Here is an 11,844-nt window from a genome sequence, read left to right on the forward strand (position 1 = left end):
GGCGCCGCGATCGATTTGACGCCCGACGCGCGCAATCGCCGCTTAAGTTCCAAACAGAATGGCGCACTACACTAGCGGGAGAGGGGTTGGGGAGAGGGTGGGAGAGGGGACGAAGATGCTTGATCCTCTCTTATCCTGCAACCGGCGATTTATTGGCTGGATTCCCACTCAGATTTTACCCACTACCACCACTTAAAAATTTACTACTCCCTTCCCTAAAATTGAGAAGACCGTGCCGATTGCAGATCCGACGACACTGCCTCAGCGTCGCCTGAGAACGAGGATGCGGCCACCGCGCCGAATCTTCAGGCTGACCAGGGTGCGGGCTCGACGCAGGACACGCCCCAGCTCCTTGAGGTTGCGCACCCGCTCCTGATTGACCGCCAACAGGAGGTCTCCCGCCCGTAGCCCGGCGAGCCAGGCGGGACTGCCCTTGTCCACGGTCCCCACGGCCACTGCGGACGAGCGGTTACCGCCGCTGCCATCGATTCGGTCTCCCAGCTTGGCACCTTGCAGCAGCGGGGTCAGACGCCGGCCTTCGACATACCCCGCATAGGGGTCCGCCACCGCGCTTTTGAGCCGGATGCGCGCACCCTTGCGAATCAGCTCCAGCTCCAGGGGTGTACCTACCCGTAGCAGACCGATATGTGCCTTCAGGGCCCCCGCGCCGGTGACGGGACGCCCGTTCACGGCGACGATCAGGTCGCCGGGGCGTAGCCCCGCGGCCGCGGCCGCCGAGCCGGGATCGACATGGGATACCACGGCGCCGTCGGCGTCCCCCGTCCCCAGTGCTCGGGCGAGTTCCGGCGTGAGATCCTGGACGGCAACGCCGAGCAGCCCGCGCCGCACTTCTCCATGCTCGAGCAGCTGATCGGCGACGGTGCGCACCATCGCCACCGGGATGGCGAAGCCGATGCCCACGTTACCGCCGCTCGGGGCCAGGATGGCGGTATTGATGCCCACCAGACGGCCGTGCAGGTCGACCAGCGGGCCGCCCGAGTTGCCCGGATTGATGGAGGCATCCGTCTGGATGAAGCTTTCAAAGCCTTCGATGCCGAGGCCGCTCCGAGCCAGGGCGCTGACGATGCCGGAGGTCACCGTATGGCTGAGTCCGAAGGGACTGCCGATGGCAACCACGAAGTCTCCCACCCGCAAATCGTCCGAGTCTCCCAGGGCGACCGCGGTCAGGCCCTGGGTCGGGATGCGTAGCACCGCGATGTCGGTCTCCGGGTCCGAGCCCACTAATTCGGCCTTGAGCTCGCGCCCGTCCTGGAGCCTGACGTCGATCGCGTCCGCCTGGTCCACCACGTGGTGATTCGTGAGTACGATACCCCGCTCGGCGTCCACGATGACGCCCGAACCCAGGCTCTGATTTTCACGCTCCCGGCGCTTGCGAGGCAGCTCGAAGAAGTAGCGGAAGAAGGGGTCCCGCAGCAGGGGATGGGTCTCTGCCTCGATCTGGGTGACGGTGGAGATATTGACGACCGCCGGCGTCACCCGCTCCAACATCGGCGCCAGACTGGGCAGGGGTTCCTTGTCGACCGCAAGCGGCAGGGCGGCGTGGGATAGGGGCACCAGTGCGAGCGACAAGACCAGGGCGCCGAGTGCGAGGCGTTTCGAGGGTCGGGATCTGCCCATGTTCAATCGGTTTTCTCCGTGAGGGTAAAGACACCCTTCCAGTCGATCACCAGGTCCGGGATCGCTGCCGGGGTACAGAGGCCTACCGTGGGTAAGATATCCGGCTTGCCGTATCCATCGGTCCCCAGTCGATACATGAACAGGAGCCGGTCGGTCGGATGGACCAGCCAATATTCTCGAACGCCGTGGCGCTCGTAGAGCGCACGTTTCCGGATCTGATCTTTGGCGGCGGTGGCGGGAGAGAGCACTTCGATGATCCAATCCGGGGCGCCGCGGCAGCCCTTTTCATCCAGCTTGGATGGGTCGCAGATCACCGCAATGTCGGGCTGGACGACCGTCTCCACCGCGGCGTCGGCCTCGTCGCGGTGCGGCAGGCGGACGTCGAAGGGTGCCGTGTAAACACGGCAAGTCGTCTCCCCAAGGGCTCCGTATATCTGGGTGACGAGCGCTACGACCACATCCTGATGGATCCGAGCGGGCGCGGGCGACATGGCGTAGGCCTCGCCGTCGATCAGCTCCCAGCGTTCCTCATCAGGCCAGATGCAATAGTCCGCGTAGGTGAAGCGGCTGGGTTTGTATGCTATTTGGGCCATACTCGTTGCTCGAAGGTCTTGGAAGCTGTCTGGTTACAAGCAATCCTGAATAATTCGGCATTGTTTGGGGGACCGGACGTGTTGGGTTACGGCGCGTTCAAGGGTGTTTGTGTCCTTCGGGATCGAACCACGCGCCTAACCCAACCTACACCCAAAGGTTCGCGCGTGCAGGCAGCGCGGGGGTAATGTGGGTGTCGATTGCGTTGAGACGCTGGCGCCGGCACACCGTCATTGTGCAAGCCTTGGTACGTCGAACGCAACACGTCAAACCTTGTCCCGACGCCAGATAAGGATCTTTTCCTGCCGGACAATGCCGGATCACTCAGGCCGAGGAAGCCGCCTTGGGGGTGAATACTCCGATGCTGTCCGCCTGGTGGGTACGCCCGGTGGACATCACGAGCAGGGAGACGACGCCCACATAGGGATCGAACCAGGGGTCGATGATGAGGACCTGCAAGGGGCCGTTGGGATTGTCCGAATAAATGGATGTCCCTTTTTCTGCTTTTTCTCGCTTCATGAATGATTCTCTGGAGAATACAATAGCTGTTCGAAATCAAGATTCCATTCTTGTTTATAGTGAACATTTTTCCCCTCGTTCAAAGGCTGACTTTTTTGATTGGGCGCCTTGAAAAATAGGTGTTTTCACCAACGCGGGCCGTGACCGGCAAGACCGAGATGAGGGGAGCGGTATGAACCCTACGGTGATCCTCTCCAGGCTGCGCGCCCAAGTGCCGAAGCTACTGGCGGTTTATGCCTTTGGCAGCCGTATTCAGGGCATGGCCAGGGCGGACAGCGACCTGGATCTGGCGGTGTTGGTGGCCGGTTATGCCGAGCCGCTGTTACTCTGGGAGCTGGCGGGCGAGCTGGCCGATCTGGCTGGCTGCCCGGTGGACCTGTTGGACCTACGGGCCGCATCCACCGTAATGCAGTACCGGATTATTATTCAGGGGCAGCGTTGGTGGGCGAAGGACGCGCAGGCGGTGCTCTACGAGGCGGCGATTCTCAGTGAAAAAACGGCGCTCGACACTGCCCGCGCCGGGTTGCTGGAAGAGATACGAAAGCGGGGGAAGGTGTATGGCCGATGATGTCCTGATCAACAAGGCGGCCACCATCGAAAGGTGTGTGGCGCGGGCACGGGAGGAGTATGCCGCCGATCCCGATGGCTTCACTCAGGACTACACCCGTCAGGATGCCGCCATCCTGAATATCCAGAGGGCCTGTGAAGCGGCGCTGGATATGGGGCAACACCTGATTCGGCGTGAACGGCTGGGGGTTCCGCAAAGCGCACGCGATGTCTTTGCCCTGTTGGCGCAGGGGGGATGGATAGATGCCGAGTTAGCCGGTCTCCTCAAACGGATGGTCGGTTTTCGCAATATCGCCGTGCATGATTATCAAAGTCTGCAACTGCCCATCACCGTCAGCATCATCCGGAAACACCTTGATGATTTTCTGACCTACAGCAGGATCCTGTTGTTGCGAGATGCATCCCAATAACAGAGCAATGTCATTGAGGATCGTAGGACGGGAAAGCGTAGCGCATCCCGCCGCGTCAGTCATTCCAGAGTCAATTCCTTTACAACATCGTCCGCGGCCCAATGCGGTGGATACAGGCCCGCTTTTACATACTGGTGAAAGCTCGAATACGGCCAATCGATGAGGTGCGACACCTGGCCGGCGGAATGCCTATATACGTCACCTTCATCCATTTCAAAATGCGTATGGCGCCCCTGATCAGTTGTTTTTTCATTAAGGATCCATGTCTATCAACAAAGTCCTGCTTTTTCCATCATGTGAAAGCCAACTACCCCCTTTGCCTCCGGAAAATGTGAACCATCCACGGTCTTTTCCTATGAAGAGCCTATCACCCTCGACCCGCAATTCACCATCCCACCGATCGCCCAGAGTGATCTCGCCGTGCTTCCTTATCAGGAGACGATCTCTATCCCAATTGATGATAGATTCATCCCAGTTTACCTGGATTCCTTTGTCGTATTCGAAGGTAACGAACAGAAGGCTCTTAAAAACCCCGGAGCCACCTCCCCAATCAGACGTGTAAAGGATGTACAAGCCGGATTCGGTCATTCCTACATACCGATATCCGAATTCTTCCTCGGCGACTTGAATATAGACATAGGGATGCTGTCCATTGATTTTCCGAACACGCACCTCGCCAAAATAGCGATTGCTTTCCTGGGAGTCCAACAGACCGATGGCAATGATCTGATCCCCCTCATCACTCAGCCAGGTTGTTAAATCTTGCACAATCTTGGGGTGAATGTAGGGCGCATGCGTAAAAGAGTACGGAAAACGGTCTCGCGGCATACTAGCACCTTTCGGCTCGGCAAATGCGAAACCAGCAAGATTCGCCGCGGCTAGCACAGCGATTACGAACATACGAATACACAAAGGCTTCATCCGTTTCCCCCTCTTAAGTATCAGCAACAACTGCGCCACCGCGGTTGATCTTGCATTCTCAATATACCTGTCAGCGGTTCGGCGTTCTTTCAACAATCCCGATTTTACCTACAAGTCACTTCTTGGCAGCTTCCTTAAACCATTTCTTAACAAGATCATTCCGAGCTTTTGAGACTTGTGGACGATTGGATTCTTCTGCCGCGGCATTCCAATCTTGTTTTTCAATCGCCTTTTTCATCTTTGGGAATTTTGTAACAACTCCGTTCACACCAAGATTGAATGCCATATCCAGCATTGCCATTTGTGCCGTCTCTGGATACGAGTCAAACTTTGGAAATTTCAGCTTTAATCCCTTCTTGAATTCGCTGATTCGGTTGTCGAGTAACCTGTTAATGTCAGTTGTAGGCAAATCGAGCTTCGTATGTTTTTTGTAGGACGAAGCAATTAGACCCTTAGGTTGTTTCTTTACCGTATTGTAATCCGTCTCAATTTCCTGATCCGTTGCCTTTTTCTTGGATACCCTGTTGACAAAAGCCAGTTTCTTTGCAGCAGCCACATTGGGAAGCATGTTCCCGACCCCGACCGTCACTTTCCCCACAGTGTCGAGATACATGTGCGGGATCGAGCCTTCACTAATCTTGATCTCTTTCTTGAAATCAGCCATCGTTGCCATGGAGTTACCCCTTGTTATGGTGAGGGTGAGTCAAATACTCGCCCTTATCCGACCAGGATCCCTTAAGCGCGTAGGACGGGAAAGCGCAGCGCATCCCGCCTTTGCGGCCGGATATTCCTAATCAATTATCCTTCCCAACCTGAAGCACCGCCAGGAAGGCCTCCTGGGGGATCTCTACCTTTCCCACCTGCTTCATGCGCCGCTTGCCCGATTTCTGCTTCTCCAGCAGTTTGCGCTTGCGGGTTACGTCGCCGCCGTAGCACTTGGCGGTCACATTCTTGCGCAGGGCCTTGACCGTGGTGCGGGCGATGATCTTGTTGCCGATGGCAGCCTGGATGGCGACCTCGAACATCTGCCGGGGAATGAGCGCCTTCATGCGCACGGTCACTTCGTGGCCACGGAACTGGACCTTATCCCGATGCACGATGGCGGACAGGGCGTCCACCCGTTCCCCGTTGATCAGGACCTCGAGCTTGACCAGGTCGGAGGCCTGAAAGCGCTTGAAATCATACTCGAAAGAGGCATAGCCGCGGCTGACGGATTTCAGGCGGTCGAAGAAATCCAGCACCACCTCGCTCAAGGGCAACTCGTAGGTAGCCTGGACCTGGCCGCCCAGGTACCGGATGTCCTTCTGCACGCCGCGTTTCTCGATGCACAGGTTGATGACCCCCCCGAGCAGGTCCTGAGGCACCAGGATATGGGCCTCGATGATGGGCTCTCGGATCTCGCTGACCTTGCCAGCCTCGGGCAGGTCAGCCGGATTGTCTACCCGGACGACCTCGCCGTCGGAACGCAGGACCTCATAGACGACCGTAGGTGCCGTCGTGATCAGGTCCAGGTCGTACTCGCGCTCCAGGCGTTCCTGGACGATCTCCAGGTGCAGCATCCCGAGAAAGCCGCAGCGGAATCCGAAGCCCAGGGCCTGAGACACCTCCGGCTCATAGAAGAGGGCGGCGTCATTGAGCCGCAGCTTGCGCAGGGCATCGCGCAGGTCTTCGTAAGCATCGGAGCGCGTGGGGTAGAGCCCGGCGAACACCCGTGGCTGCAGCTGTTTGAATCCGGGCAATGACGCCTGTGCCGGGCGGTCCGCATGGGTGATGGTGTCGCCTATCGGGGCGCCGTCGATCTCCTTGATCCCGGCGACCAGGAAGCCGACCTCGCCCGTCCCCAGGACCTGGCGTTCGACCTTCTTGGGGGTGAATACCCCGATGCTGTCCGCCTGGTGGGTACGCCCGGTGGACATGACGAGCAGCTTGTCGCGGCGTTTGACCGCGCCGTTGACGATCCGCACCAGGGAGACGACGCCCACATAGGGATCGAACCAGGAGTCGATGATGAGGGCCTGGAGGGGACCGTCGGGATCGCCCACCGGCGGTGGGATGTGGGCGATCAAGCGTTCGAGCAAATCGGAGATGCCGGCGCCCGTCTTGGCGCTCACCTGGAGGGCATCCTTGGCCTCGAGCCCGATGATCTCCTCGATCTGATTGATCACCCGTTCCGGCTCCGCCGCCGGCAGATCGATCTTGTTGAGTACCGGCAGGACCTCGAGGCCCTCCTCGATGGCGGTGTAGCAATTGGCTACGCTCTGGGCCTCGACACCCTGGGCCGCATCGACCACCAGCAGGGCCCCCTCGCAGGCGGCCAGCGAGCGCGAGACCTCGTAGGAAAAGTCCACGTGGCCCGGCGTGTCGATGAAGTTGAGCCGATAGGTCTCGCCATCCTTAGCCACATAATCGAGGGTGACGCTCTGGGCCTTGATCGTAATCCCGCGTTCCCGCTCCAGGTCCATCGAGTCCAACACCTGGTTGGCCATCTCGCGCTCGCTTAAGGTGCCGCTGAGCTGGATGAATCGGTCCGCGATGGTGGACTTTCCGTGATCGATATGGGCAATGATGGAGAAGTTGCGGACGTGATTGAGCTCAAACATCGAATCACGCTTATTCCTCTGGGATGCGCACCGCGAGGAACACATGCCCGTCGCCGCGCTGGATCAGGACGGCGACTGAACGGCCCAGCTCGATGTCCGCGAGCAGCTCCCGGAACTGCTTGGCACCCTCCACCGGCTTGCCGTCGAACATCAGAATCACATCATCGCGACCTATGCCGGCGCGTTTGGCTGCACCGGGCTTGACCTCCTGAACGATCACCCCGCCTTGCTTCAATCCGAGCTGGTCGCGTTGTTCCGCATTCAGATCCCCCACCACCAGGCCGATACTGTTCGCCGTCGTGGATTCCGGCTCCGCGGCGGCGGTCAGCCCGCCCTCGTCCGGCAGCTCGCCGATGACCACTGTCACCTCCTCGATGCGACCCTTACGCAGCACTTCCAGTTGCGCGGGCTCGTTCACCCGCGTCGCACCGACCAGCGGCGGCAGTGCACTGTGGGTGGCAACCGCTTTGCCGTTAAAGCGCAGGATCACGTCCCCTACCTGCAGCTCCGCCTCCGCCGCTGGGCTATTCGGAAGCAGCTGCGCGACCAGCGCCCCCCGCGGCTGATCCATACCGAAGGTCTCTGCCAGCTCGCTGGTCACTTCCTGAATCCTTACGCCGAGCCAGCCCCGGCTGACCTTACCTGTGGCCTTGAGCTGCTCGACCACATCCATGGCCACATCGATGGGAACGGCAAAGGACAGCCCCATAAAGCCACCGGTGCGGCTATAAATCTGGGAGTTCACGCCCACCACCTCGCCGTCCAGGTTGAACAGGGGACCACCGGAATTTCCCGGATTGATCGCCACATCGGTCTGGATGAAGGGGACGTAATTCTCGCTCGGCAGGCTCCGGCCCTTGGCGCTGACGATACCGGCGGTAGCCGAGTGGTCGAAGCCGAAGGGGGAACCGATGGCAAGCACCCATTCACCCACCTTGAGGTCTTGCGCGGAACCTAGCTTGATGGGCGGTAGGTCCTGGGCCTCGATCTTGAGCAAAGCGATGTCGCTGCGCTTGTCGGTTCCCACCTGCTTGGCGAGAAACTCCCGGCGATCGCTGGTGCGAACGATGATCTCATCGGCGCCCTCCACGACGTGGAAATTGGTGAGTACATACCCATCCGAGGAGATGAAGAAACCGGAGCCCAATGACCGGGACTGCCGATCTTCGTCGTGTGGGGTCAGGCCCTCTTCCCCGAAGAAGTGGCGAAAGAGATCGTGGAAGGGGCTGCCCTCGGGCAGGTCGGGTACCGAAAAACCATGGAATCTGCGGGCACCGCGGCGGGACTGCTTGGTGCTGATGTTGACCACGGACGGCCCATAGGTCTCGACCAGCCCGCTGAACTCCGGCAGCGCGCTGGCCAACGCCTGCGCTGGCAGCGCAAACAAACTATGGACCAGGCAGATTGCTGCTGCGATGAGTGCGTTCTTTTTCATGGATGCTCCTTATTTAGGCTTTATTGCCGTGCTTGCCAGACCGTTGGATTTCTTCTCTGATGAAGGACGCCGATCACGATTATGTCTGATCCGCGTTCGAAAAAGTAGATCGAATAAGGAAAATGACTGCACAACACGCGGCGAACATTCTTGAATACCTTGGCGTATAGCCGCGGATTTTTTCTTATGATCTCGAATGTGCACTCGACCTCATAGATGAACTCCATCCCGAGATCAGTACGTTTTCCTTCATACCATTCATGCGCTTCCTTCATATCGTCTTCGGCTTCCTTACGAAGAATAAGCATGATGGTTTCAACCGATTATTCGTTGCTTGACCTCTGACCACGGCGATCCCTCGTTCGGGTTCGCATCGTATTCTCGAAGCCGCCGTTCCAGCTCAGTCTTATGCCACGCCGGAATCTCCACTGCTTCGGGAAATTCGGCGATTGAATCCCACAGGTCTTCGACCAGCCGAATGCGCTGGTCGATGGGTATTGCTGCCAGATCCGATGCCGATAGGGTTTTCATCGAGTCCATGTCTCCTATTTTGTACTTTGTCATGTTTCAGGTTAACTCATTTTCGTATTTTTCCAAGGTGCTCACGAGTCTTTCCCGAGAGAAAAGATGCGTTTCAACCATTTCAATCGAGGATCTTTCCTTTGGTATTCGGGGAAAGGGCCGTACTGATTTTCCAATTCGGCCACCGCCTTTTCCATCAGCAGTGACGCCAAAGACCTGGCTATCGCCACATGTTCATCGCAGAAATATTCCATACCAAACGGGCCACCAATCGAATAGGGTTCACGCTCTCGGTAATCGGAGAATTCGACATAATCTCCCTCATGCGGCGGAGTCTCATCTCTGTGTTTTTCCGCAGAGCACACATCTCGATGGTATCATTGTTCATCTTCCGTTGCGATTACCCCGAGGACGGGCATGACCGGCCTGGGAACATCATGCCCGACGGACTTTGCATACCTGTCAGGTCCCGGTACGCTCGGATCAGGAGCCACGCCGGGTCAGAAACATGGCATCGCCGTAGCTGAAAAAACGGTAGTTCTGCCGGACCGCGTGACGGTAGGCGGCCATTACCTGCTCGAACCCGCCGCAGGCGGACACCAGCATCAGCAGGGTCGATTCCGGCAGGTGGAAGTTGGTGATCATCGCATCGACCACCCGGAAGCGATAACCCGGACGGATAAAGAGCCGGGTATCGCCCCGATAGGGCCGCAGGTCCCCGTCCCGAGCGGCGCTCTCCAGACCACGCACGCTGGTGGTGCCGACGGCGATGACGCGCCCACCGGCCTCCCGGGTGGCCGTCACGGCGGCGCAGACCGCCTGCTCCACCTCCAGCCGTTCGCAGTGCATGACATGTTCCTCGCACCGTTCCACCCGCACCGGCTGGAAGGTCCCCGCCCCCACATGCAGCGTGAGATGGGCGATCCGCACGCCCCGCTCCGCCAGGCGCGCCAGCATGGGGGCGTCGAAATGCAGCCCGGCGGTGGGCGCGGCGACCGCCCCTTCACGTCGGCCATAGACGGTCTGATAGCGCTCCAGGTCCGACGCCTCGTCGGGACGCCGGATGTAGGGCGGCAGGGGCACATGACCGTGGCGCGCCATCAGATCCTCGAACCCGGCGTCCAGGGAGTGCAGATGAAACAGATCGCCGTCCCGACCCGTTACTTCGAGCCGCTCACCGCCTGCAAGCAGGATCAAGGTCCCGGCCTTAAGGGCCTTGCTTGCCCGCACCTGGGCTAAAGCCATTCGATCACTCAGGAGTCGCTCGAGCAGGATCTCAACCCGGCCTCCGGAATGCTTGCGGCCGAAGAGCCGCGCCCGCATCACGCGGGTATCGTTGAAGACCAACAGATCGTTCGGCTTCACCAACCGCGGCAGGTCGGCGAAGGCCAGATCCCGTACCGCCCCGCTCGGGCCGTCCAGATACAGCAGCCGGCTTGCGCTCCGCTCCGGCAGGGGGCGTTGGGCAATGAGCGATTCAGGGAGATCGAAGTGGAAATCGGAACGCCGCATGGCGTGATACACTCGTCATATATAACGTAGCTACTGCATAGACTATGCTCGAAACCAAATCGAAACCGATGGAAATACTGGAAGGTATCACCCTTGCCAATCTGCCTGGAAAACTGCGGCAACTCAAGACTCCCGTGACGGCCCACGTGCGCGTGTTCGTCCAGGAAATCAAGGAGCATCCCAGGAAAACCCGCCCGAGATTCGCCAAAACGCCGGGGCATGGCCTGTGGAAAGATCGGGAGGACCTAGACGACCCCACGGCATTTATCAATGCACGCCGCCTAACCCGCTGTCCGGATGTTTTTTGATACTGATGTCTTGATTTGGGCACTTCGCGGGCATCTAAAAGCCGAAGAGACCATTGATCAAGCGCCACATATCCTTATTTCTGCCATCACCTACATGGAGTTGCTGCAGGGAGCCCGTAACAGACAAGAAGTTGTGCGTTTTCCCCTCTATGTCCCTCCGCTGATATGCGCTTCCCCCGGAGATAAACACGCGTTCGATCTTGCCCCGCCGACCGGAGCGGCTATACTGTGACGCCTCGCCCACAGGCAGCCCCAGCGAGCCCGGATACCCGGGCAGATCCAAGACTGGGGAGGCCAGGGTTCCTGGTGCGATCCCGCCAGTTCCCTGCCGGGGTGGCGAAATTGGTATACGCAGTAGACTCAAAATCTACCGGTGGCAACACCATGTCGGTTCGAGTCCGACCCTCGGCACCAATCTTTCGTTGATTGCGCGTTCCTATGCTCAAGTCAAGTTGGGGTAACAATCCCAATTTGCGGGTTTGAAATGACCGCAGAGAACGCGGAAGACACAAAGATTCCTCACTTGAGACTTCTCCGGTGGTGTTCTAATTTTGGGGAGTGGTTGAGGTTTAGGCTCTTTATGGATTCCAGACCGTTCTATCCTCCATCCCCGGCACGACCGTCGCGTGTGGTGAGCACCTGTCTGCGTGCAGGGACGCACCGGCAGGCAGCGAGCCGGAGTGGTCCAGCGGAAACTTTGGAGTGCGGCGGCGACTTTATCCCGGCATTGGTAGAAACCCATAGTACCTGGTGTAACCGGGGGTGCCGGCAGGTACAGTGCAAACCCGCCGCCGCTTTGGATTTAGCGACGTATCCAGCAA

Annotated in this window: 14 protein-coding genes and 1 tRNA gene; 5 read left to right on the plus strand and 10 right to left on the minus strand. The window is 58.9% G+C overall.

Annotated elements, in window-relative coordinates; all coding sequences use genetic code 11:
• Positions 1–261: 261 nt before the first annotated feature.
• From BQ17_RS14000 to BQ17_RS14010, 3 genes are all read right to left on the minus strand, one after another.
• The gene (locus tag BQ17_RS14000) at positions 262–1,638 is read right to left on the minus strand and encodes a DegQ family serine endoprotease (protein WP_089728073.1); all 1,377 of its coding nucleotides are present in this window, start codon (positions 1,636–1,638) and stop codon (positions 262–264) included.
• Positions 1,639–1,640: 2 nt separating this feature from the next.
• Positions 1,641–2,231 carry a Uma2 family endonuclease gene (locus tag BQ17_RS14005; RefSeq protein WP_089728075.1) on the minus strand — a complete coding sequence of 197 codons (591 nt, stop codon included), beginning with the start codon at positions 2,229–2,231 and terminating at the stop codon, positions 1,641–1,643.
• A 322-nt stretch (positions 2,232–2,553) separates the two neighbouring features.
• Positions 2,554–2,748 carry an elongation factor 4 family protein gene (locus BQ17_RS14010; RefSeq protein ID WP_089728077.1) on the minus strand — a complete coding sequence of 65 codons (195 nt, stop codon included), beginning with the start codon at positions 2,746–2,748 and terminating at the stop codon, positions 2,554–2,556.
• A 172-nt stretch (positions 2,749–2,920) separates the two neighbouring features.
• Between BQ17_RS14010 and mntA the strand changes: the two genes are divergently transcribed.
• Positions 2,921–3,316, plus strand: a complete 396-nt coding sequence (mntA, locus tag BQ17_RS14015; RefSeq protein ID WP_089728079.1) for a type VII toxin-antitoxin system MntA family adenylyltransferase antitoxin — start codon at positions 2,921–2,923, stop codon at positions 3,314–3,316.
• Positions 3,306–3,725: a type VII toxin-antitoxin system HepT family RNase toxin gene (gene hepT / locus BQ17_RS14020; protein WP_089728081.1), complete on the plus strand. Its 420-nt coding sequence runs from the start codon at positions 3,306–3,308 to the stop codon at positions 3,723–3,725. The genes mntA and hepT overlap by 11 nt, the downstream gene beginning before the upstream one ends.
• 252 nt (positions 3,726–3,977) lie before the next feature.
• Here hepT and BQ17_RS14025 read toward each other — a convergent pair whose 3' ends face one another.
• The 7 genes from BQ17_RS14025 to queA form a co-directional block, all read right to left on the minus strand.
• Positions 3,978–4,742, minus strand: a complete 765-nt coding sequence (locus tag BQ17_RS14025) for a hypothetical protein (RefSeq protein ID WP_089728083.1) — start codon at positions 4,740–4,742, stop codon at positions 3,978–3,980.
• 19 nt (positions 4,743–4,761) lie between these two features.
• The gene (locus BQ17_RS14030) at positions 4,762–5,319 is read right to left on the minus strand and encodes a lysozyme family protein (protein WP_089728084.1); all 558 of its coding nucleotides are present in this window, start codon (positions 5,317–5,319) and stop codon (positions 4,762–4,764) included.
• Between the two features lie 121 nt (positions 5,320–5,440).
• Positions 5,441–7,246: a translation elongation factor 4 gene (lepA, locus tag BQ17_RS14035; protein ID WP_089728086.1), complete on the minus strand. Its 1,806-nt coding sequence runs from the start codon at positions 7,244–7,246 to the stop codon at positions 5,441–5,443.
• Positions 7,247–7,256: 10 nt separating this feature from the next.
• Positions 7,257–8,681 carry a DegQ family serine endoprotease gene (locus BQ17_RS14040; RefSeq protein ID WP_089728088.1) on the minus strand — a complete coding sequence of 475 codons (1,425 nt, stop codon included), beginning with the start codon at positions 8,679–8,681 and terminating at the stop codon, positions 7,257–7,259.
• A 20-nt stretch (positions 8,682–8,701) separates the two neighbouring features.
• On the minus strand, positions 8,702–8,989 hold the full coding sequence (locus BQ17_RS24260; RefSeq protein WP_089728089.1) for a type II toxin-antitoxin system RelE/ParE family toxin: 288 nt from the start codon (positions 8,987–8,989) through the stop codon (positions 8,702–8,704).
• 7 nt (positions 8,990–8,996) lie between these two features.
• Positions 8,997–9,212, minus strand: coding sequence for an addiction module protein (locus BQ17_RS14050; RefSeq protein ID WP_089728094.1), 216 nt, complete (start codon positions 9,210–9,212; stop codon positions 8,997–8,999).
• A gap of 474 nt (positions 9,213–9,686) precedes the next feature.
• Positions 9,687–10,715, minus strand: a complete 1,029-nt coding sequence (queA, locus tag BQ17_RS14055; RefSeq protein WP_089728096.1) for a tRNA preQ1(34) S-adenosylmethionine ribosyltransferase-isomerase QueA — start codon at positions 10,713–10,715, stop codon at positions 9,687–9,689.
• A 68-nt stretch (positions 10,716–10,783) separates the two neighbouring features.
• Here queA and BQ17_RS14060 point away from each other — a divergent pair, with 68 nt between their 5' ends.
• From BQ17_RS14060 to BQ17_RS14070, 3 genes are all read left to right on the plus strand, one after another.
• Complete coding sequence (locus tag BQ17_RS14060) at positions 10,784–11,023, plus strand: hypothetical protein (protein ID WP_141699285.1); 240 nt, start codon at positions 10,784–10,786, stop codon at positions 11,021–11,023.
• Positions 11,013–11,255, plus strand: coding sequence for a PIN domain-containing protein (locus BQ17_RS24265; RefSeq protein ID WP_141699286.1), 243 nt, complete (start codon positions 11,013–11,015; stop codon positions 11,253–11,255). Before BQ17_RS14060 ends, BQ17_RS24265 begins: the two co-directional genes overlap by 11 nt.
• Before the next feature lie 95 nt (positions 11,256–11,350).
• Positions 11,351–11,437 (plus strand) — tRNA-Leu (locus BQ17_RS14070).
• Positions 11,438–11,844 lie beyond the last annotated feature (407 nt).

The organism is Candidatus Thiosymbion oneisti, assembly GCF_900092655.1.
GTDB classification, from domain to species: Bacteria; Pseudomonadota; Gammaproteobacteria; order Chromatiales; family Chromatiaceae; genus Thiosymbion; species Thiosymbion oneisti.